The sequence below is a fragment of the uncultured Vagococcus sp. genome, from assembly GCF_963518325.1.
GTDB lineage: Bacteria > Bacillota > Bacilli > Lactobacillales > Vagococcaceae > Vagococcus_D.
The window spans coordinates 91,548-113,587 of sequence record NZ_CAUQJB010000013.1 but is presented as its reverse complement, the minus strand read 5'-3'; the positions used below and the strand labels follow the sequence as shown (position 1 = coordinate 113,587).

The following is a 22,040-nucleotide window of genomic DNA, read 5'->3' as shown; positions in this document are numbered from 1 at the left end:
CCATCAGACTTCCAACACCACAAGCCTCGGGATTGCCTAGCGGTCCACAAACAATCCCATCTACACGCCCCGCTTTAACAAGACAGCCATCAGACTTCCAACACCACAAGCCTCGATTGCCTAGCGGTCCACAGGCAGTCCCATCTACACGCCTCGCTTTAACAAGACACCCATCAGACTTCCAACACCACAAGCCTCGGGATTGCCTAGCGGTCCACAGGCAATCCAAAAAAAAGCCCCCCATATATTTCAATGAGGGACTTCGTTAGGTTATTCTTCTAAATCCAATGGGACTTCGCCTACTTCGTCTGGAACGTCTACGGCTTCACCGATCCCGTATTCATTTCTAACACGAAGGGAGATTTCTTCGTACATTTCTGGGTGCTCTTTAATGTATTTCTTCGCATTTTCACGACCTTGACCAATCCGTTCTTCCTTGTAAGAATACCACGAACCACTCTTGTCAACGATGTCGCGATCAGCGGCCATATCAAGCAACTCACCTTCACGGGAAATTCCTTCACCATACATTAAATCAACTTCAGCCACTTTAAAGGGCGGCGCTACTTTATTTTTAACGACTTTAATTTTGGTCCGGTTACCAATGATATCCGTTCCGATTTTTAATTGCTCAGCACGACGCACTTCTAAACGGACAGTTGCGTAGAATTTAAGAGCACGTCCACCTGGTGTGATCTCCGGGTTACCAAACATCACGCCAACTTTTTCACGAATTTGGTTGATAAACAAGGCAATTGTTTTTGTCTTATTGATTGAACCTGATAGTTTACGTAGGGCTTGTGACATCAAACGAGCTTGTAAGCCCACATGAGCGTCACCCATTTCGCCATCAATTTCCGCACGGGGAACTAAGGCCGCAACTGAATCGACAACGACGATATCAATGGCACCACTTGAGACTAAGGCATCTGCAATTTCTAAGCCTTGCTCACCTGTATCTGGTTGTGATAATAATAATTCGTCGATGTTAACGCCTAAGTTGTGAGCGTATTTGGGATCCAAGGCATGCTCCGCATCAATAAAGGCTGCCGTTCCACCAGCTCGTTGCACTTCTGCAATCGCATGTAAGGCAACCGTTGTTTTACCTGAACTTTCTGGACCGTAGACTTCAATAATCCGTCCACGTGGATAGCCACCTACACCCAAGGCCACGTCCAGAGCTAATGAACCACTTGGAACTGTTGAGATTTGGGTATCGATTTTTTCACCCAATTTCATGATTGAGCCTTTACCAAAGTTTTTTTCTATCTTTTTTAACGCAGCATCTAATGCTACTTTACGATCGTCTGCCAATATATAAACCTCCTAGTTTGTTTACACTTTTTTACCACTACATGTAAGTCTTGCTGTTAAAACCAAACTGTCAGTTTTAGCAGCGTTTCATTAATCATACTTGCTTTTGCCACAAAAATCAAGCAAAAAGCGAATGTTTGTTCGCTTTATTTTTCAACGACTTATAATGAAGCTTGTTATTGCAGCTTTTCTCCTAAAATTTGTTTGCGCAACAGGTCCAATCCCGCCATGACGGCGCTGTGTCTTATGTAGTTACGGTCACGGTTAAACTGGAATAATTTGGCGTAGACCCCTGAATCTTTTGATGCCACACCGATCCACACAGTCCCAGCAGGTTGACCTTCCAACTCGTCAGGTCCTGCAACCCCAGTAAAGGAAATGCTGTAGTCACTGTCCATGGCCAAACGGGCTTCTTCTGCCATCGCCATGGCGACTTCCCGACTCACCACACCGTGTTCGGCAATTAGCCCATTCGGAATTCCCAGCAAGTCTTCCTTGGCTTGATTACTGTAAGTCACAAAACCACCCTTGTAAACATCCGAAACACCGGGCACACTTCCCAAGGTACTTTGGAACAATCCTGCTGTCAGACTCTCGGCGCTAGTCACGGTTAGTCCCACACGTTTTAATTCCTTAACCGTCTCGGCTACAAGAGAATTACCATCGCCATAGCCATAAAAATAATCCCCCACAAGGGCCATGACACTTCCTTCAAGTTCATCTAACATCGACTGAGCTTCCTCTTCATTGGCGGCTTTGGCTGTCAGGCGCAAGGTAACTTCATTTGGTTGGGCGTAAGGGGCAATCGTCGGATTGGTTTGACCATCGATTAAGTCAGCTAATACCGTCACCAATCGCGATTCGCCAATTCCAAAGAAACGCATCACCCGCGAGCTCAGCAAGTCTTGTTGAGGCAGTAGTTCAGCCAAAAGTGGGCGAGCATTTTGACGAAACATGGGAATCAATTCTCCCGGAGGTCCTGGCAATAAGAGAAAGGTTACCTGACCATTTTGGTAAAGAGTCCCTGCCGCTAAGCCATTGGGATTTTGAATCACCCGGCCGTGTTCAATCGACAGCGCTTGACGTCGGTTATTTTCTGTCATGGGATGGCCAGCCCGATTGATATGATTTTCGATTTTCGCCATGGCTTCTTCGTCCGTTATCAAGGCTTCATTCACGTGCTTCGCTACTACATCACGGGTTAAATCATCGTCTGTTGGACCTAAACCACCACAGAGGACGATTAACTGACTACGAGTTTCAGCCAGTTGCAACAGTTCTTCTAGGCGGGCGGGGTTGTCGCCTACGACTGTTTGATAATAGACTTCAAACCCTAATGCGGCTAACTCCTCTGAGAGAAAGGTGGCATTGGTATTAACAACTTGACCCAATAATAATTCTGTTCCCACGGCAATAATTTCAGCTTTCACATAATCACTCTTTCGTCCATAATATAGTATTCGCATTTTTTGGCTATTTCCGTTTAATTATATCATATTTTTTTCTCGGGCCCCTCTTTTGCCACTTTCCAGTCGACCGCTTTCCCACAAAAAAAAGCCTCCACCAAGTTGGCAAGAGACTTAACATGGCTACTATTTACATCGAGCCTTTAAAGACATGGGCATTTTTAATGAAATAATCCACTCCTGAATAAATCGTAAAGACTAGGCAAGCGTACAATAATATTTCTGCCAATGGAAACCCAATTGCTTCAAATGGCGCGTTATTTAACATGATAAAAATAATCGCAAACATTTGAGTCGCTGTTTTAACTTTTCCTGGCCAAGCTGCCGCCATGACTTCCCCGTCTTCCACTAGCAATAACCGTAAACCAGTCACGGCTAATTCACGACAGACGATAATCGCCACAACCCAAGCCGGTGCTTTATCTTGAGCGACTAGCATGATAAAAGCGGTCATTACTAGCATTTTATCTGCCAATGGATCAGCAAATTTACCAAAGTTTGTCACTAAGCCTTGAGAACGGGCAATTTTACCATCAAGCCAATCTGTTAAACTGGCCACTGCAAAAATCAGCATGCCGACAAACTGGTTGACCGCAACAGTTGTTCCCGCTATCGAAATATCCCCCCACCCAAAGTCTATTCCTACTACGATAATAAAAATAGGGATCATACAAATGCGGATAACCGTTAATTTATTAGGTAAATTCAAACCACTCACACCTTCCACTTTCTACTTGTGACACCTTTTATTGATTTTCAGCTGTTGCGCCGTAATTAATCGTTAAATTAATGTTGCGTTTGATTGAGCCGGTGTTATTAGGATTGAAATTCAATTCCTGACCGTTCACTTTGACTTTAACATTACCAGAAGCGCCTAATACTAAGGTGGCCGTCGCCTGGTCAGCTGTTAATTCTGTCGAAGCATTTTCGCCTGGATTCAGGGTGTAATCGTAAATGTAATTGCCATCGACGATAATCCCAATCCAACAGGCATCGTTGATGCCTTCAAATTCAAACTTTAAAGGGCTTTTTGCTTGGTTAATGGTCATGGCCACTTCGCCACCGGTCTCACTATCAAAAACAATTGCCATCTCTTCTTTTTTACTTTCTGTGGTCGAGCTTTCAGCCGAGGCGCTTGAAGCGGTTGACTGGCTGGCAGGTTTACTTTCACTGCTTCCTTGATCCACTTCGACTTCCTTAGGCTTCTCAATCATGCTTTTCTTATCATTTTCCCTCAAGGTTAAATAACCAATCCCACCGATGATCAGAGCCGCAACAATAAACAGCAACACCATCGGAATCATGCCTTCGATGCCGCCTTTGCGAGAACTCCCATGTTTCCCTTGGTAGAGTTCAGAGCGGGAACCACGGACGGTTTCCGGTGCTTTGATATTCTTGGTTGGCTTACCATCAAAACGATTGACCAAGTAATCTCCGTCAACGCCGACCTCATTGGCATATTGCTTAATAAATGAGCGAGCGTAGAATGTTCCAGGGACCTGGTCGTAGTCATTTTCTTCTATTGCTTCAAGATAGCGTTTTTGAATTTTAGTTATTTGTTGCAGTTCATCGATGGTTAGCCCTTTAGCTAATCTTGCTTTTTTTAATATTTCTCCAATAGATTCCACTTGCTCACCTTTTTTTCTGTATTGTTAAACTTTCCAACCACCTGAAATCGGAATGGTTGTTTCTGTTAGATAGCCACTTTTCTCACTGACTAAAAAGCCAACGAGTTCTGCCACTTCTCTCGGTCCCGCCAATCGTCCGACAGGGATCTCCTCAACCAACTTGGCTCGTTCTTCTTGGTTCCACACTTGATTCATTTGGGTGTTGACCCCACCTGGGGCTACTGCGTTAACCATCATTCCCAAAGTTGCCACCTCTTGAGCATAGGCTTTAGCAAAGGCTTGCTGCCAGCCTTTTACAGCACTGTAAACCACTGGCAAAAACTAAGGCGTCTACTTAAAACAATTGTGCAACCAAGGTTGGTAACTCCGATGGCTGTCTCATGTCACAAGAAAGAGAGAAAAAATCTTGTTTAGGATACTCTTTTTGAAGGGCATTCGTCAAGTTTTTTACTCTTTGCGGTTGTTGATGATAATGGCAATAAAGGGACCAGCCCGATGCGGCTAATGTCCAGGCACAGGCTTGCCCATTTCGCCACTTGCCCCTAAAATTAAAGCATATTACATCTACTTATCCTCAGTGGGATACATATAAAAATTACTCATGGCCTCTTCTTTAATAAAATGATCAATCACACCGCGAATATCACTTAACTCAATGCTTTCAATTACTTCCGCCATATCGAAGAGCGTTGCGTCTCCAAACTGCATTTGACTAAACTGGTTGGCAATGTATTCCAAGGAATTTAACGATTGTAAATACTTCCCTAGCATTTGTTTCTTCAATAAGGTTAGGTTGTCAGCGGTAATTTCAGGACTGTCTTGAGCCGTTAATAAAATCTCACGAATTCGTGCCACCATTTCTTCTGGTCGACTGCTGTCGCCACCAAAATCGGCAAAATAAAATTCACGATCCAAATTAAATTCATAACCAAAACTATCATCGATTAACCCTTCATCGTACATCGCTAACTGATTAGCCGAGGTATCACCAAAGAGTAATTCCATCAACAAACTAGCCGACGTTTTATAGCGTAGCAACTCCAACCCATCTGTTGGCAATGCCCCGATTCCTTTAATACCGACAATTCCTTTCGGTCGGCTAACAGGCATCTTCAACTGGGATTCTTTGATGATATCTGACCCATCTTCCACTGGGAAACGACGCTCAATCGGAGCTGCCGCAGGAAACTCTTTAGCACCTTGATTCTCACGAATTAAAGCCATCATCTCTTCTGGGTCCATTTTACCAACTACCAATAAATTCATGTTACTCGGGTGATAGAATGTGTTGTAACAGAGATACAAATCTTCAGCCGTAATCTCTCCGATACTCTCAATCGTCCCTGCAATATCGATGTGCAAGGGATGTTTGGGGTAAAGATTGCTGATGATTCCGAAAAACAAGCGCCAGTTGGCATCGTCCTGATACATTTGAATTTCTTGGCCGATAATGCCTTTTTCTTTATCCACAGTCTCTTTAGTAAAATAAGGTCCTTGAACAAAATCCAATAAGGTCTCCATGTTTTTAGCTACTTGACCCGTACTTGAGAACAGATAGCTGGTCCGGGTAAAGCTGGTAAAAGCGTTAGCTGATGCCCCTTGTTTGCCAAATATTTGAAAGACATCGCCGTTTTCTTTTTCAAACATTTTATGCTCTAGAAAATGGGCAATCCCATCTGGGACTTCCGTGAATTCCGTCTCTCCAATCGGAATAAACTGATTGTCGATGGAACCATAATTCGTGGTAAACAACCCGTAAGTCTTATTAAACCCCACTTTTGGCAACAAGGTCACTCGTAAGCCATTGGCCAAGGTTTCCGTGTATAAGGTTTCGTCTAAAACCGGATAATCAATTCTTTCCATTAAGCTTGCCCTCCTTCCATAAAGTAGACAGCTTGAAGTTTAAGTTTTGCTGCTACGTGCTGAACATCGACTAAACTGACTGCCTCAACAGCCGCTAACCACTGATCGTCCGTCATTTGCGAATGAGGAAATTTACTGTCAATATAGGCCGCTTCTGTCACCGCGCTAGGGTTATCCAAGGAAAGTAAATATTGATTCTTCAACATTTCCTTTGTTTGCCCTAAGGCATCTGATTCGATATCGCCGGCGATTAAGCTTGCTAGTTGTTCTTCCACAAGGGTTAGCACCCGCTCTTTATTGGCTCCGTCAATTCCCGTTTGCACCGTTAACAGTCCACGGAAGGTGTCGATTGAGCTAGAGGCGTAATAAGCCATACTCTCCTTTTCCCGAACATTCATAAATAACTTGGAATGAGGAAAACCACCGAATAAGCCGTTAAAGACTTGCAAGGCAAAATAAGCGTCTTTATGGTAATAAATATCCGTCTGGTACGCCAGATTTAATTTGGATTGAATAACAGGCTGAACATCAATTTTCGTTAAGACTTCCGGCACTAAGGCTTGTTTATAGAAGGGTTGTTCGTAGGCTGGTCGATCTTTAAATGACCAGGCTTGGAACAACTGGCTAATGGCCTCTTCTTCCACATCACCAATCACGATAATGTCTATGTCATCGGTTTGCAACATGGTGTCGTAATAGGCTTTAATAGTCTCAGCCGTCTCGGCAGAGACCCCTTCAACAGTTCCGAAGCTTGGCACCTTTTGCTGGTCCGCTTGACCAAAATATAGAGCTTGCAAGGCCAGAGCTGCATAGCTTTGTTTATCGTCATAAATCGACGTGATGTATTCGTTTAAATTCTCTTGTTCTCGCGTAAATGTGGCTTGATCGAATTGACTATCAGTAGCATTTGGATGAAAAATAATTTCATTTAAAAAGGCAATTGCTTCTGGTAAAACCGTTTCGTCATTGGGTAAAAACTTGTCGTTGACCACGTTTAAAATAACACTCATATAATGACTGTCACCTTTTTTATTGACGTTAATCCCAAAGCTTGCACCATATAAATCGGCCAACTTTTCACTTAATTTGGTTTGGGTTGGATAGGCTTGACTGTTGGTTTCCAGAAGACTGCTAAGTAGTGTTCGTTTGCTAATCGTCTCCGCTAATAAGGGAGCCGCAAAACGAATCATCACACGAATGGTTTTGTATTTATCAGTGGGGATGACATGTAAATTAACTCCTTGTTTCAAGGCAATGCTCATTTATTTATTCCTACTTTCCGCTAGTCTCTCTTTATATAATAGTAGATTAAAAATACGATGGCAAAGGTCTATTGCCATCTTAATGATTTCCTTACTAATTTTAGCATGAAAAATCGAATTATCTAATTACAGTTTCATTACTAATAATAGCATAAGTTTGACCATTATGACACTCTTACCTTTGTTCATATTTCGAAATATATCTGGACAAATAATCAATTAAATGCCTATTTCTTTGGTTTTCTTATCATCTTTTGTATAATTAACTTATAAACATTGAGAGGGGTTTAGTTATGGTAAAAGAATTTAAGGAATTCATTATGCGCGGCAACGTTTTAGACTTGGCAGTAGGGGTTGTCATCGGGGGAGCTTTTACGGCAATTGTGGCATCATTAGTAGACGGACTTATTACACCAATTATCGCACTTGTTTTTTTACTAATTACTGGCAATAAAGATGGAACAAAAGCTATTGAAGGCATGTCAATAGACGTTTATGGAGTGCCATTCGATTATGGGAAAGTAATTGGAGCTGTTATTACCTTTTTAATTACAGCATTTGTCGTCTTTATGATTGTCAAAGCTATTAACAAAGCTCGGGAAGCAGTGATTAAACCTGTGGAAGAGGTTGATTTAGAAGATGAGTTTGAACAAACCGAAAAATTACTCACTGAAATTCGTGATTTACTGGCCCAACAAAACGGCCAAGCTGTTACTAAAACTACCTTGGAGCAACCAAAAGAACCTATCGAATAAGCAAGAGGCTGGGACAATAGTCCCAGCCTCTGATATTTTTACGAACATTATGCGATAGACGCGCTCCAAAAGTCTGCTCTCTCGGCAATTTCTCAAAACCCGAGCAATCGAAATAGCCGATTCGCTTGGACCGGTTCTTCGAGATTGCTCGGAGCAAAACGACTTTATGTCCCAGCTTGTTTTTAAAGGCTTAGGAGGTAAATTACAAGCAGTCCTAATAAAACGGTAAAGACGAGGAACATCTTTTTGGCTTGCATTAATTCTTTTCTTAATTTTTCTTCTTTTCCTCGCAATTGGTATAGTTTTCGTCTAAAATACCAGAGTGACAAACCATTCGTCAATGAGGCTAATCCAATGACTGTGACATTCGCTAAATTAGTCATTTCTGGAGACAAGTACATTAGAATAATCAATAATATCCCTGTTACGACTGGCCCCCAAAAATAGAGTTGGCTCAACTCCGCTATTTTCTTTTGTGTCTGCATCTCTTTTACAATGTCGGAGCCTTCTAACAAGAGATCGTCTAAAGACAACTGGTAATACTGGGCCAAGCGAATGGTATTTTCAATGTCAGGTAACGTTCTCCCTGACTCCCAGTTAGAAATGGTTTTTTGTGAGACTAGAAGTTCAGTTGCTACTTGTTGTTGAGTGACCCGCTTTTTTTCTCGTTCATTTTTCAACACATCGCTAATAATCATTTAATCGGCACCTCATTTCACTGATGGCTTAATTTAACAATAGTCAAAGCAACATTGCAATAGAAAGTTCTTTCTATCCTTAATTTAACACCCTTTCCAACCTAAAAGAACCATGGAAGCGAGAAGTTATCTCATTTCCATGGTTCTTTTTACGCCCAGACCTTGGCCTGACAATTGTAATTAGCTCGTGTGTTTTTGTTCAAACAAGGGGCTAACTGGTTTATTTTCGTGGATACGTTTAATGGCATCGCCAATCAACGCACCAACACTTACTTCTTCAATTTTCTCAATACGGTTTTCCTCAGGTAAGTAAATTGAGTCAGTCACAATGACTTTTTCAATTGGTGAATCTTGCAGGCGTTCCATAGCTGGTCCAGATAAAACTGGATGAGTACAGCTTGCTAAAACTTCCACTGCGCCAGCTTCTTTCAGCGCTTTAGCTGCAAGGGTAATGGTTCCTGCAGTGTCGATCATGTCATCGATAATAATACATTTTTTGCCGTCAACATTTCCAATGATATTCATCACTTCTGCCACATTTGCTTTTGGACGACGTTTGTCGATAATCGCAATTGGCGCCTTTAGGAATTCTGCTAACTTACGGGCACGGGTCACGCCACCATGGTCAGGTGAAACAACCACCGTGTCATCCCCCACGTAACCGTGAGTGATAAAATAATCAGCTAAAAGCGGTGCTGCCATTAAATGGTCAACAGGAATATCAAAGAATCCTTGAATTTGAACCGCGTGCAAATCTAAGGTTAGAACGCGAGTTGCGCCAGCTGCTGTTAGCATGTTTGCTACTAACTTAGCTGTAATCGGTTCACGAGAACGAGCTTTACGATCTTGACGTGCATAACCGTAGTAAGGCATCACCACGTTAATCGTTTTGGCACTAGCTCTCTTTAAGGCATCAATCATAATTAACAGTTCCATTAAATTATCATTGACTGGGTAGCTAGTTGACTGAATTAAGTAAACATGATCACCACGAATACTTTCTTCAATGTTAATTTGAATTTCGCCATCACTAAATTGACTTACTGATGATTTGCCTAGCTCGACTCCGACAGCGTCTGCAATTTTTTCTGCTAACTTCTTGTTAGAGTTGAGTGAAAATATTTTCAGTCTTGGATCAAAGTAATGTTTCGACATGAGGACCTCCGCTTTCTTTTTTGAGAAATTATTTGCTTCCTTATAAATAGTAGTCATTTTCCTGATGAAAATCAAGGGTAAAGGGTGAAATTATTGCGAATAAGGTAATTTTTTTGCATAATCCGCTTTATTTACTTGGCGCGCTCGGCCAATTGCCAGTGAATCATCTGGGACATCTTCCGTAATGGTCGAGCCAGCTGCCGTAAATGCTCGGTCGCCCACATTAACAGGCGAGACGATTCCAGTTTGACAGCCTAAGAAAACATCGTCACCAATGGTTGAGTGATGTTTGGCTTTGCCGTCATAGTTCACAAAAACCGTTCCACACCCTACGTTGACGTTCTTCCCAAGGGTTGCATCCCCAACATAGGTTAAGTGACCCACTTTCGTGTCTTCACCTAGTGAGGCATTTTTTATTTCCACAAAGTTACCAACGTGGACATGCTCATGGAGCACGGCACCTGGGCGCAGGCGTCCAAATGGGCCGACGTCACTTTTAGGACCAACTTGGGCACCTTCAATATGTGAGGAACGCACCGTCACGTCATCGCCAATCACACTGTCGATGATTTCACTGTGGGCGCCGATAAAACAACCGGAGCCAATGGTGGTTGTCCCTTTTAATTGAACACCTGCTTCGATTAGTGTATCGTTACCAATAACCACATCTGCATCAATATAAGTCGTTTCCGGATCGATAAAGGTCACGCCATTTATCATATGCCCCCGATTTATCCGACGGCGCATAGTAGCCGTTGCTTCCGCCAAGGCTAAGCGATCGTTAATACCGATAGAATCCTTTAAATCCGCCATCTTGTATGCAGAAATAACCTCTCCTTGTGACTGAAGGATACCAATCACATCTGGCAGATAATATTCACCTTGAGCATTGTTGTTGCCAACTTGAGTCAAGGCTCCAAATAGGGCTTCATTATCAAAGCAAAAAGTACCCGTGTTAATTTCTTGCGTTAAGCGTTCCTCTGGTGAAGCATCTTTTTCTTCTACAATCTTCTCGACTTGGCTGTTGCCTCCACGAATAATCCGTCCGTAGCCAAAAGGAACTTCCGCATGGGCTGTTAAAATCGTCGCTTTGGCCCCTGTTTTTTCGTGCTCCGCAAATAAGGCATCCAAAGTTTCAGCCGTAATCAACGGCGTGTCACCACAGATAACCAAAGTCGTGCCTTTCTTATCTGCCAATTGTTCCTTGGTCATTAAGACAGCGTGCCCCGTTCCCAGTTGTTCCGCTTGTAGAGCAAATGCCGAACGTTCGCCTAACTTGGCCTTAACGTCTTCCGCGCCAAAACCAACCACCGTCACAACCATTTCCGGCATTAGTTTTTCAACATTACCCAGAACGTGTTCCACCATGGATTTACCGGCGATTTGATGTAGCACTTTATAAGTTTTTGATTTCATCCGTGACCCTTGGCCTGCAGCTAAAATAATAGCATATCGTTTATTCACATTTATTTCCCCCTCATTTTGAGTGTTTTAGTCTTAACCTTTGTTAGTGACTAGCTGGCACAACCAGACCAATCATAATTGGTCTAGTCAGCTAATCTTAGCTAGTTATCACTCTCTATTTTACTCAAAATAGGTTCCTGGGACAACCTTAATTGTTTTGGTATGGGTGTCAACATCTTTGACACATAATAATGAATTGTATTCATCAATGACTCGGCGACCGCTAAAAGTTGATTCAGCAAAGACGGTAATGCCAACTAGTTCCGCTTCAAATTCTTCAATCAAGCCCTTCATACCATTAACCGTGCCGCCACCCTTCATAAAGTCATCGACGACTAACACCCGAGAGCCTCGTTTTAAACTACGTTTGGACAGTTCCATCTTTTCGATTCGTTGAGACGAACCAGAGACGTAATTAACACTAACTGTTGAGCCTTCAGTAATTTTTGAATCCCGACGAACGATTACAAAGGGCGCGTTCAAGTGATAGGAAACGGCTTGAGCAATTGGAACCCCTTTGGTCGCAACAGTCATGACTGCGTCAATTTTTTGATCTTTATATTTAGAGGCAATAATTTGGCCGACTTGTCTTAATAAATCTGGTTCACCAAGTAAATCAGATAAGTAGACATAGCCACCTGGAAGCAAACGATCTTGCTCTGATAGACGTTCACACAGCCCGTCAATAATTTCTTTTGCCTGTTCCGGTGAAATTTCCGGAATAAACCGAACCCCACCAGCTGCACCTGGGATCGTCTCTAAGATTCCCGTCCCTCTAGTTTTGAATGTCCGTTTAATAATCCCTAAATCCTCGCTAATTGACGATTTAGCTGAACTGTATCTTTTTGCAAAAAAAGTTAAAGAAATTAATGTATGCGGATGTTCCAATAAATACTGTGTCATGTCGATCAATCGCTCACTTCTTCTAACTTTCATAACTGTCACCTCTTCTACTTTATTATTCACATCATATTATATGATTAATTTCGGGAAAATCCTAGTCTTTTCTCTATTTTCTTATAAAACGTTCGTCAATCCTAATTTTATGCTCAATTTCAAACTGAAAACGTTCACTGTTACTCTAAATTTGAACTAATATCAGGTTTATTCGCGAAAAAAACTCTTTATTGTCGATTTTTTCTCAACAACAAAGAGTTTTTTTTAATTTATTTGCCAGAAGTCACTTTCTTTTTGACTAAAACCTTTTTTAAGACCATAACAATTAGGAACATTAGGATAAAAATCAACGTGATAGTTGCCCCTGGCGGTGTGTCAACTTGATAGGAACTGACCAGACCTGACAACATCCCGATTAACCCGATCACTACGCTAATCAACAAGACTCGATTAAAACTACGCCCAATCCGCATGGCAATCGCTGCCGGCAAGACCATGATGGCCGAGACTAGCAAAGCACCTGCAATGGGAATCATCACGGTAATTGCCACTCCGGTAATTACATTAAACAACAAAGACATCCAGCGGACAGGCAAGCCGTCTACATGAGCCGTATCTTCATCGAAGGTTAAGACATACATTGGTCGTTTAAAGAGCACAAAGAGGACCACAAGAGCCATTAAGAGCACTCCCAGAATAATCACTTGATCCCAGCTAATGGTCACAATTGACCCGAACAAATATTGTTGAATCCGCATAGACGAATTGCCTTTATTGGCATTCATCAGCACCAAAGCAGTCGCTAGACCACCAGACATCAATATGGCGGTGGACACTTCGGAATAGGTGCTGTAAATCATTCGCAAGTATTCCAAAATAACTGCGGCAATCACAACGACAACCAGTGTCGTCACCGTGGGATTAATATTGATAAAAAAGCCCAATGCGATACCTGCTAAGGAGACGTGAGATAAGGTGTCTGCTAGTAAAGACTGTCGCCTAACGACTAAAAAGACACCTAACATCGGGGCAATCACTGCCATAAAACTCGCCGCTAAGAGGGCTCTTCTCATGAACTCATATGAAAACATCTCCATTCTGAGTCCTCCTTTCTGACTAACCGAATATGACGATCTGCGTATTGTTTAATATCTTCGTGATCGTGAGTAATCATCAAGATGGCTTTGCCGTGATCATGAGCATTGTGACGCAATAGCTCATAAAAATCCCCACGAGAGCCTTCATCCATCCCAGTGGTAGGCTCATCTAACACAAATAAATCAGGATCCGTTGCAAATATTCGAGCTAAACAAATTCGTTGCTTTTGTCCACCAGATAATTCACCAATCCGACGATCGCGCATCTCCCACATACCAACTGATTTTAACGCTTTTTCCACATGCTGGTGGTCTTTATCAGAAAATCGTTTAAACCATTTCCCCCGTTGAAAACGACCTGATTGCACCAATTCCAAAACCGTACTTGGAAAGCCGGCATTAAAAGAAGCCACTTGTTGAGGAATATACCCGATACTCAATGGTTCTCCTTGGGTATTTTTTTTCGCCACCTTGACGCTTCCTTCGGCTGGTTGCAACAATCCCAGGGTATTACGAATCAAGGTGGATTTGGCTGCGCCGTTTTCCCCTGTTAAAATCACAAACTCTCCTGGGTCAACGTAATAAGATATATCTTGTAGCACTGGCTCTTCGCCATAATAAAAAGTTAAATGACTAACATCGATGTAATGATTCACTTGGGGCTCCTTCCTCGAGCTTATTTTTTAGTCCCTTAAGAACTTGACGTATATCTAGCATATGTATAAGGTCATACTTTACTTTTTTATCCAAATATAAAACGTAAGGATTCCGTTTTGAAGACAATAAGTAGAATACCACCTTCTAGCTCCCTTCGTCAAGTAAAAAAAACTTTTTTACACTCTAGCGTTTGGCTATTCAAAAAAGACTGGAGCAGTTTCTCCAGCCTTCTTATGTATTTACTCTTGCTTCAAGGTCCTGACAATATGGACATCTTGGCAAAAACCTTTCAAGCCGTTGCTTACTCGCTGAGCTCGTGAGTATTTTTCACACAAGGCAAAGACCGTTGGGCCACTGCCACTCATTAAAGCTGCATCGGCACCAAATTTCATCATCTTATCCTTGATCTGTTGCACGATTGGATGTTTCTGAATGGTCACTGACTCCAACGAATTCCCCAGATGTTTGACCATCTCATGATAATCCTGAGCCACCACTGCCGCTTCAATGGCATCGATATCTGGATGATGAATATCACTAAAGGATAAACTACCAAAAACCGTTCGTGTGGACACGCTGATTCGGGGCTTCACCATCACAACCCAGCACTGGGGCATGGCTGGCAAGGGCTTTAAGAGATCTCCTCGACCGCTGACGACTGCCGTATTACCACGAACGCAATAAGGCACATCGGAACCTACCTCCACCCCTAAAACCGCTAATTCATCTAAACTTAAGCCCAGATTCCACAAGCGATTCAACCCTCTTAACGTGGCTGCCGCATCACTGCTGCCTCCGGCTAAGCCTGCAGCTACGGGAATTCGTTTGCGGACATTGACATAAACGCCCTTCTCAATCTGGCAGGCTTGTTTCAGTACTTGAGCGGCTTGATAAATATGATTTCGCTTATCCACAGGTAAAAAACTGCTATCTGTTTCAATGATAATCTCATCTTGTGGCAGTTCACGAAAGACTAATTTATCGGCCAGATCCACACTCGACATAATCATTTTTAACTCATGATAGCCGTCGTCTCTTTTATATAACGCATCCAGCCCCAAATTTATCTTGGCTGGCGCCTTTTCAATTATCTCCATGCTTTTCACCTAACTTTTCCAGTCATAATCTTTCATATTATACCTTATTAGGCTGAAAATAGAAACGCTAGAGGGTCGTGATTAACAGAAAAAAATGAGCTCTTGCTACTGGTGTCCATTAAAAGAGAGCTGACAAGTCTCCTTGTCAGCTCTTTTAAAATCCTGTTGTATTTAATTTAATCAGCTCTACAAGTGTCTCCACGGTCTTTTCCATGGCTTCAAGCGTAATAAATTCGTATTGGCCATGGAAGTTTTCACCACCTGTAAAGATATTAGGCGTTGGGATGCCTTTAAAGGATATTTTCGACCCGTCAGTTCCGCCTCTAAAAGGCGTGACAATTGGAGTGATTCCTTGTTTTTCCATGGCTTTCAAAGCAAGTTCCACTGGATAGAAATCCGCTTTGATGATGTCTCCCATATTGTAATATTGATCCGTTAACTCAATTTGCAGACGGGGTTTATCCAAGGTGGCATTAATCGCTGCGACCTGATCCACTAAAAATTGTTTGCGGGCCTTAAATTTCGCTGTATCATGGTCGCGAATAATATAGACCAGCTCCGCCTTGTCAATCGTTCCTGTGAAGTTGTGCAACAAATAAAACCCTTCATAACCTTCAGTTTCCTCTGGCACTTCAGCTTGTGGCAAGCGATCATCCAACTGTTTACCTAGTTTATTAGCATTAATCAAACTGCCTTTTGCCGTTCCCGGATGAACACTCACGCCGTCAATGGTAATGACCGCCTGAGCCGCGTTAAAAGTCTCGTATTCCAAATGGCCTACTGTGCCACTGTCAATCGTATAAGCATACTTGGCACGAAAATGCTCCGCGTCAAACAAGTCGGCTCCCCGACCAATCTCTTCATCAGGTCCAAAGGCTAAGCGAATCTCGCCATGAGGAATCTCAGGATTGTTCAAGAAATACTCGACTGCTCCAATAATCTCCACGATCCCCGCTTTATCATCCGCTCCTAGTAAGGTGGTGCCATCAGTGGTAATCAACGTTTGTCCCACATAATTTTTCAAATTAGGAAAATCTGACACTGACAAAACCAATCCTTTTTCCGGATGTAACACCACATCCTGGCCGTCGTAATTCTCATGAACTTGTGGTGAAATGGATTCTGCTGAATAATCCGCCGTATCTACATGAGCAATCAGACCTAACACAGGTCCTACTGAAGGCCCATTAGCAGGCAATGTGGCTGTCACAAAGCTGTTTTTTTCTAAATATTCCACTTCGGACAAGCCCAGTTCCCGTAAATCTGCGGCCAGTTGTTTGGCAAATACCACCTGACTGTAAGTAGTTGGTACTGTTTGACTTGTCCCATCTGAGCGGGTGTTGATTTTTGTGTAGGTGATAAACCGTTCTAATAAACTCACTGACTCTCCCTCTTTCTATGAAAAAATTACCTACTCAACGTAAGCATTACGTAAGCCAAAATAATTACCATAAGTGGGGTAAGCCACGTCTTTAATCTTTGGATTGATTAAGTAATTTGAGGCACTTTGATACAAGGGAACTTGAGCGGCATCTTCTTCTAATAAAATTTGTTCCGCTGCTTTGTAGTCCGCAAATTGTTTATCCACATCATTGGCATTGGTTGTTTTAGCTGCTACTGCCAGTTTATCATAGTTAAGATTGGAATAGCTGCCGTAGTTATAAGCCGAATCTGTCTCATATAAAATAAAGAACATACCCAAGTTGTTGTCTCCCGCATTCCAGCCAGAAAAAGATAATTCATAGTCCTTGTCCCGACGAGACTGGTTGACGTTATTTTTAGGTTGTGGCGTGATGTTGATCTTAACGCCTTCAAGGGTTTCTTCAATTTGGCTTTGGATGTATTCAGAGACTTTTTTACCGTTGTCATCATCTGAGACTAAAAACGTCAATTCCACTTGATCGCCCACTTCTTTTTGAGCTTCTTTCCAGAATTTTTTGGCCTTTTCCTGATCGAATGTGGCATAGTCACCACTGTATTTACGGAAATCGGTTTGAGTTTTCTGATTGACGAAGAGATTTTCTGGGACCAGACCATTCAGTGGTTTAGCGCCATCGTTTAAGGTGCTGGCTGTTAAGGGTTCTTTGTCAATAGCATAGGCTATCGCCTTACGCAAGTTGACATTGGCCAATGGCGTGCCTTCTTTTTTATTAAAGTCCAAGAAGAAATTAGAGATATCCGAATGGGAAACAAAAGCATCATCGTTAGCATTCTCTGCCACATAGGCCCCACTAATACGCGTTAAATCCAAGTCTCCGGCTGAGAACAAATTAATTCCCGTATTCTCTTCTTTAACCGTCGTCCCTTTAATTTCTTGTAGCTTCACTTGATCTTTATCATAATATTCTGGGTTAGGGTTTAACGTCCACGTATCGCTACCCAGTTCCCAATCCGTAATGGTAAAAGGTCCACTGGCTAAAAGGTGGTCCCCATCTGAAGCATAGTCATCCCCTTGTTCAGTTACATATGCTTCTTGCTGAGGCGCTAACCAGACTATCGAAATCAAGGTCAAAAACGACGCTTGAGGGTTAATTAGTTCCACTTTAAATTCATCTTTCGTTGGAGCGGAAATACCAATCTCATCGACTGCTTTTTCACCTAAGCGAATTTCTTTACTGTTTTTTATGTTGTCCAATAAGTAGGCATTTGGGGCTCCTGATGCAGGATCAACCAATCGTTTCCAGGCAAACACAAAATCATCGGCGGTAATCGGATCACCATTGCTCCATTTAGCATCCTCACGGAGTTTAAAGTTGTAAGTGAGTCCGTCCTCACTAATTTCTGCCTCTTCAGCTAAACCAGGTACTGGCACACTTTTATCGTCTAAACGGTACAAGCCTTCAAATAAATGCTGGGCAATTGTAAAGGTATTTTTATCTGTTGTTTGGGTGGTATCCAAGGTTACCAGTTCCGCCGGCAAGCTAATGGCAATGGCTTGTTCAACTTTTTCCGCTCCCTTTGAACTACTCGTACTTTCTTCCTTGTTACCGCAGGCAGCCAGTGTGACGGCTCCTAAAAGGCTAATCACTAAGCCCCATTTTTTTACAGTTGTTTTCATCCTATTTCCCCCTACTGTCAAAATTGACATCTTCATTTTTTAAAATCAAAAAACTCCCGTCCTCTATCCCAAAACTAGGATAAAGGACGAGAGCTGTTAACTTTCGTGGTACCACCTTCATTTGATTATCTTTCAATAATCCTCAAGCACAAACCAACTATGCTGTGGCGCTGTAACAGGCGCTCCTGTGCCAGTCTAAATGTGTTCGACTGATCATGCTCTAAGGCCATTTTCTTTTCCATCTCACTGCTCCTTCACACCAGCTGGAGCTCTCTTTAAATGATTCCTGAAAAATACTTTCCTCTTCGTTGCATTCAATTATTAAATTACGATTAAAATTATTATAATTTGAATTGAATCACTTGTCAATAACCAATCGGAATTTCCACATGGGTATCATCTACGTCTTGATCAATTAAAATCGACTCCACATACGCTAGCAAAAAACTATCGGGCTGTTTTTTTAGCAATTGATAGCCTTCATCAGCTTCAATCGCCGCCATTTCCTCTTGATCATAATAGTCTTCACCATCAAAATAACGAACGTTCATCTGGCCGATAAAATCGGCTACTAAATCAGCGGTTTTTTCATCGTACCAGCCTTCTTCATACATTTGACGGTAAGCCATGCCGATTCCATCGTCGTTAAATAACTTTTGAGAATAACCTGAATAGTCCAGTAATTGCGGGTCCTTTTGATCAGTTGCTTGGGCCCAGTCATCCATTAGAAGTTGTTTCTTTTGATACGTCAGAACCTTGTCCTCAATACTGATTTCCCCAATTGGATTAGAGAGAGTCGCAAAACTGCCCGTGGCAATATCGTAAATAGTCTGATTACCTTTGACGATCGATGCAATATCTTGCGTATGAATATGACCCGTTAGGACGAGATTCATCTGATGTTTAAATAAAAAATCCTGCACATTTCCTGCTTGATCGATGGTAAACCCTTTATTAACCTGACTGTTGTGATCGGTCAAATTATGGTGCATCACGGGAATCACCATGGCTTTTTCTTTCTTGGCTTGAGCAAAGATTGTCTCCAACCATTCATACGTTTTAGTCCGCAATTTCCCACTGGTTTGCGGGCTTGAGCCACTGACATCGTTAATGTATTTATTTGTATCAATCATAACCAGCATCACATCATTAAATGGACGAACGGCATAGCTTAATGAGTCATCGTCTCGAGAAAAAGCCTCATCATAGCCCATATCTGCAAAAATGTCGGCAAACTCACCTGGTAAAATTTGATCCGTACGTTCCATCTGATCTCCTTTGTAACGACGAGCCCAGCCATCTGAGATGTCATGATTACCAGGAATCACATAGACTTGTGTGCCTAACTCTTCCGCTCGTTTAAAATAACCTGCTAGTTCTTCGGCACTTAATTTTTCGCCGTTTAGTGTCAAATCACCGCTGACAATCAGTCCTTTTGGCCGTTCTTTTTCAATTTGCCAAAGAAGTGCTTCCAGACGTTCTCGCGGATAATCTAAGTCTTTGCCTGCGGAAGTTTTTTTTATAAATTGAAACTGCTCTCCTTGATCGTGCAGTTTGTCCGACAGGTAATGAACATCGGAAATCACCCACAATTTATCGGTTTTGGTGATGGGTTGTGAGGGGATTTCCGATGTTTCAAGAGCCTTTTCCTGAGTGTTATTCCCAATGATTAAATAACTAAATATGCCAACAATTAACAAAACCCCTACGGCACCTAATAGATATGCTTTTTTCCCTATGCTGTTCACCTACTTGTTTTCTGATAGTTCACATTATAGCATAAATTCGGTGCTAACTTCTAAGTGACCATCCCTTGCTGCGGCACTTACGTTTCCTGGAATTCATCGATGCTCTTGTCGCACAACTGTTCATCTCTTCTACAAGCTATTTTTAGATGTCACTAGTCATCGCCGCCTTAAATACTCCAATTTAGTTCAGTCACAGTACTCTTTGGCTACCGACCTTGACGGTTGATTTCATCACCCTGACCTCCCAAATATTTCTTAATCGTTAGATTTATTTTTTGGCGCATCTCAATTTGCCAGTAGGCCTCTTTGGGATAAGAATCAAACTTCAAAGGGGAGATATCGGTTTCTAGCAACGCAATAACCGCTTTTTTGCCAATCCACGATTCCAATAAATTCAGTATCCGAATGTCCTGCATGGCTTCATTAAGCACCTTTAACCGAATGGAGGCAAGAGGTTGATCCTCACCTGGATAGACTAAAAAAGAATCACCAGATGGAAAGACCCCACCAGCATCTGTTTCTAAAAAAGGATTAACTGGCCTTTTGGCAAATTGCGTAAAATAGAAATTATAGCCCCAGTGTAAAAAACCTTGAATATCAAATTTATACAATTGGTATCCTAAAATTCGATTTCGAGAAGAGGGCATATCAAAAAAACGATTGGACACGCTTTGATTTTGTGACACACAGTAATAGGTCCACAACGGACTAATCTGCTGATTGATAAACGGTTGAACGGCACTATTTGCAGGAATAGGAATGTCAACTAACCCTTCCTGATAAAAATCATAATCGGAGAGCGCATCAATTACTGGAATATCCCCTACTAGTTGACGCAAATAAACGCTGGCTTTACGATAGGATTCAAGATCTCCCATTCCAGGTTCATCTGATACATGAAAGAAAGTCGTTGCCAACCAATCATGTTCCTCTAACCAATCAATCAGTGCAGGCACAAATTGCGCTAAAAAATTCCGATACGCTTCGCCGCCGGCATCTGTCTTCCAGCCAAACAGTTGAAGGCACTCTCCTTCACTGGTCGCAACTATTTTAGGTGCCGCTTTAGCTCCCCACTGAGTGAACAGATGGGACATCTCCAAATAAGTCACCCCAACTTTACGGCAAATATGCGACCAATGATCAAGTTGGCTGAAATCAAAGTCATAGTTACTGCCTTTTTTAGTAACGCCAACTAGTTGAACAGTTGGTCGCTCACCACCAATTTCCGTATCCAAAGGTGGTGTAAACAATGGCGTCAGAACCATATTCACACTGTGATTAACCGCCATCACTAAAAACTTTTCCACCCACTCCCAATATGAAGGACTGAAAGCTTCTATCCCATAATAAGACATTAGACTATCAGTATGAAACCATTCTGTATGAATCAGTTCTTGCTTTGGCAGTCTGGCATTTATTACATCCAAAACAAACTTAGCGGTAGCTGTTTCAACGGGGATTTTTTGATAGATGCCGTAATTTGTTACCTGAATTTCTATTTGATGTCTTCCTACCATGGCCTGATCCTTTAGCTGCACTTCAACCCAAATACTGTGCCATTGGGCCTTAGTTCCTTGTAATTTAACCGGCGATCTGACCGGAATTAAAGCATCCGGGTAAAAACCGGGAACGCCTTTTAGAATATCCTCGTCATGGTTCTCACGAACTGGCAGCCCTGATGGAATTTGTTTCACCTCATAAAGACTTAGAACAGGAATGGTCGGTGAACTAATCTCCACCGAGATTCCCTCACAGCCTTGGACAGCCACTTGAAAGCCATACAGTTCATCAAGGAAAATTTCCCCTGAGTCTATCTCCAACTGTTCGATCGGCCCTTCAACAAAAACTTTGTCTAAGGAACTGATTAATTTAATTTGCACC

General features: G+C 42.2%; 20 protein-coding genes and 1 other annotated feature. Of the genes, 1 reads left to right on the top strand and 19 read right to left on the bottom strand.

Going from position 1 to position 22,040, the window contains the following annotated elements:
- The 8 genes from RWN13_RS12500 to yfmF form a co-directional block, all read right to left on the bottom strand.
- The coding region (locus RWN13_RS12500; RefSeq protein ID WP_314064027.1) for a hypothetical protein at window positions 1–229 on the bottom strand (229 nt) is incomplete at its 3' end.
- Window positions 230–270: 41 nt separating this feature from the next.
- Window positions 271–1,314: a recombinase RecA gene (recA, locus tag RWN13_RS12495; RefSeq protein ID WP_314064025.1), complete on the bottom strand. Its 1,044-nt coding sequence runs from the start codon at window positions 1,312–1,314 to the stop codon at window positions 271–273.
- A 176-nt stretch (window positions 1,315–1,490) separates the two neighbouring features.
- The gene (locus RWN13_RS12490) at window positions 1,491–2,744 is read right to left on the bottom strand and encodes a competence/damage-inducible protein A (protein WP_314064022.1); all 1,254 of its coding nucleotides are present in this window, start codon (window positions 2,742–2,744) and stop codon (window positions 1,491–1,493) included.
- A gap of 166 nt (window positions 2,745–2,910) precedes the next feature.
- The gene (gene pgsA / locus RWN13_RS12485; protein ID WP_314064019.1) at window positions 2,911–3,489 is read right to left on the bottom strand and encodes a CDP-diacylglycerol--glycerol-3-phosphate 3-phosphatidyltransferase; all 579 of its coding nucleotides are present in this window, start codon (window positions 3,487–3,489) and stop codon (window positions 2,911–2,913) included.
- A gap of 37 nt (window positions 3,490–3,526) precedes the next feature.
- The gene (locus RWN13_RS12480; protein WP_314064016.1) at window positions 3,527–4,408 is read right to left on the bottom strand and encodes a RodZ domain-containing protein; all 882 of its coding nucleotides are present in this window, start codon (window positions 4,406–4,408) and stop codon (window positions 3,527–3,529) included.
- Between the two features lie 24 nt (window positions 4,409–4,432).
- Entirely contained in the window at window positions 4,433–4,720 is a 288-nt protein-coding gene (locus tag RWN13_RS12475; protein ID WP_314064039.1) for an SDR family oxidoreductase, read from the bottom strand.
- A 252-nt stretch (window positions 4,721–4,972) separates the two neighbouring features.
- Window positions 4,973–6,271, bottom strand: coding sequence for an EF-P 5-aminopentanol modification-associated protein YfmH (gene yfmH, locus RWN13_RS12470; protein ID WP_314064014.1), 1,299 nt, complete (start codon window positions 6,269–6,271; stop codon window positions 4,973–4,975).
- Window positions 6,271–7,533, bottom strand: a complete 1,263-nt coding sequence (yfmF, locus tag RWN13_RS12465; protein WP_314064013.1) for an EF-P 5-aminopentanol modification-associated protein YfmF — start codon at window positions 7,531–7,533, stop codon at window positions 6,271–6,273. The genes yfmH and yfmF overlap by 1 nt, the downstream gene beginning before the upstream one ends.
- 293 nt (window positions 7,534–7,826) lie before the next feature.
- Here yfmF and mscL point away from each other — a divergent pair, with 293 nt between their 5' ends.
- Window positions 7,827–8,288 (top strand): large conductance mechanosensitive channel protein MscL, encoded by a 462-nt coding sequence (gene mscL / locus RWN13_RS12460; protein WP_314064010.1) that lies wholly within the window; start codon window positions 7,827–7,829, stop codon window positions 8,286–8,288.
- Between the two features lie 182 nt (window positions 8,289–8,470).
- Here the strand turns inward: mscL and RWN13_RS12455 are convergent, their stop codons facing one another.
- The 11 genes from RWN13_RS12455 to RWN13_RS12405 form a co-directional block, all read right to left on the bottom strand.
- Window positions 8,471–8,986: a helix-turn-helix transcriptional regulator gene (locus tag RWN13_RS12455; protein ID WP_314064007.1), complete on the bottom strand. Its 516-nt coding sequence runs from the start codon at window positions 8,984–8,986 to the stop codon at window positions 8,471–8,473.
- Window positions 8,987–9,166: 180 nt separating this feature from the next.
- Window positions 9,167–10,141, bottom strand: a complete 975-nt coding sequence (locus RWN13_RS12450; protein WP_314064005.1) for a ribose-phosphate diphosphokinase — start codon at window positions 10,139–10,141, stop codon at window positions 9,167–9,169.
- Window positions 10,142–10,231: 90 nt separating this feature from the next.
- Window positions 10,232–11,605 carry a bifunctional UDP-N-acetylglucosamine diphosphorylase/glucosamine-1-phosphate N-acetyltransferase GlmU gene (glmU, locus tag RWN13_RS12445; protein ID WP_314064003.1) on the bottom strand — a complete coding sequence of 458 codons (1,374 nt, stop codon included), beginning with the start codon at window positions 11,603–11,605 and terminating at the stop codon, window positions 10,232–10,234.
- A 120-nt stretch (window positions 11,606–11,725) separates the two neighbouring features.
- On the bottom strand, window positions 11,726–12,541 hold the full coding sequence (gene purR, locus RWN13_RS12440; protein WP_314064000.1) for a pur operon repressor: 816 nt from the start codon (window positions 12,539–12,541) through the stop codon (window positions 11,726–11,728).
- A 230-nt stretch (window positions 12,542–12,771) separates the two neighbouring features.
- Window positions 12,772–13,599: a metal ABC transporter permease gene (locus RWN13_RS12435; RefSeq protein WP_314063999.1), complete on the bottom strand. Its 828-nt coding sequence runs from the start codon at window positions 13,597–13,599 to the stop codon at window positions 12,772–12,774.
- Window positions 13,572–14,255: a metal ABC transporter ATP-binding protein gene (locus RWN13_RS12430; RefSeq protein ID WP_314063996.1), complete on the bottom strand. Its 684-nt coding sequence runs from the start codon at window positions 14,253–14,255 to the stop codon at window positions 13,572–13,574. Before RWN13_RS12430 ends, RWN13_RS12435 begins: the two co-directional genes overlap by 28 nt.
- 240 nt (window positions 14,256–14,495) lie before the next feature.
- Window positions 14,496–15,353, bottom strand: a complete 858-nt coding sequence (gene ispE / locus RWN13_RS12425) for a 4-(cytidine 5'-diphospho)-2-C-methyl-D-erythritol kinase (RefSeq protein WP_314063993.1) — start codon at window positions 15,351–15,353, stop codon at window positions 14,496–14,498.
- A gap of 154 nt (window positions 15,354–15,507) precedes the next feature.
- The gene (gene pepT / locus RWN13_RS12420) at window positions 15,508–16,734 is read right to left on the bottom strand and encodes a peptidase T (protein WP_314063990.1); all 1,227 of its coding nucleotides are present in this window, start codon (window positions 16,732–16,734) and stop codon (window positions 15,508–15,510) included.
- Window positions 16,735–16,764: 30 nt separating this feature from the next.
- The gene (locus tag RWN13_RS12415) at window positions 16,765–18,411 is read right to left on the bottom strand and encodes a peptide ABC transporter substrate-binding protein (RefSeq protein WP_314063988.1); all 1,647 of its coding nucleotides are present in this window, start codon (window positions 18,409–18,411) and stop codon (window positions 16,765–16,767) included.
- Between the two features lie 79 nt (window positions 18,412–18,490).
- Window positions 18,491–18,729, bottom strand: a binding site (T-box leader).
- Window positions 18,730–18,776: 47 nt separating this feature from the next.
- Window positions 18,777–20,159 carry a metallophosphoesterase gene (locus RWN13_RS12410; protein ID WP_314063986.1) on the bottom strand — a complete coding sequence of 461 codons (1,383 nt, stop codon included), beginning with the start codon at window positions 20,157–20,159 and terminating at the stop codon, window positions 18,777–18,779.
- Window positions 20,160–20,365: 206 nt separating this feature from the next.
- Window positions 20,366–22,039, bottom strand: coding sequence for a DUF4091 domain-containing protein (locus tag RWN13_RS12405; RefSeq protein ID WP_314063984.1), 1,674 nt, complete (start codon window positions 22,037–22,039; stop codon window positions 20,366–20,368).
- Window position 22,040 lies beyond the last annotated feature (1 nt).

Coding starts and splice junctions, on each gene's coding strand:
- purR (WP_314064000.1), bottom strand. CDS start 12,541: ATGAAAGTTAGAAGAAGTGAGCGATTGATCGACATGACACAGTATTTA.
- mscL (WP_314064010.1), top strand. CDS start 7,827: ATGGTAAAAGAATTTAAGGAATTCATTATGCGCGGCAACGTTTTAGAC.
- yfmF (WP_314064013.1), bottom strand. CDS start 7,533: ATGAGCATTGCCTTGAAACAAGGAGTTAATTTACATGTCATCCCCACT.
- RWN13_RS12450 (WP_314064005.1), bottom strand. CDS start 10,141: ATGTCGAAACATTACTTTGATCCAAGACTGAAAATATTTTCACTCAAC.
- RWN13_RS12415 (WP_314063988.1), bottom strand. CDS start 18,411: ATGAAAACAACTGTAAAAAAATGGGGCTTAGTGATTAGCCTTTTAGGA.
- ispE (WP_314063993.1), bottom strand. CDS start 15,353: ATGGAGATAATTGAAAAGGCGCCAGCCAAGATAAATTTGGGGCTGGAT.
- RWN13_RS12435 (WP_314063999.1), bottom strand. CDS start 13,599: ATGGAGATGTTTTCATATGAGTTCATGAGAAGAGCCCTCTTAGCGGCG.
- yfmH (WP_314064014.1), bottom strand. CDS start 6,271: ATGGAAAGAATTGATTATCCGGTTTTAGACGAAACCTTATACACGGAA.
- RWN13_RS12455 (WP_314064007.1), bottom strand. CDS start 8,986: ATGATTATTAGCGATGTGTTGAAAAATGAACGAGAAAAAAAGCGGGTC.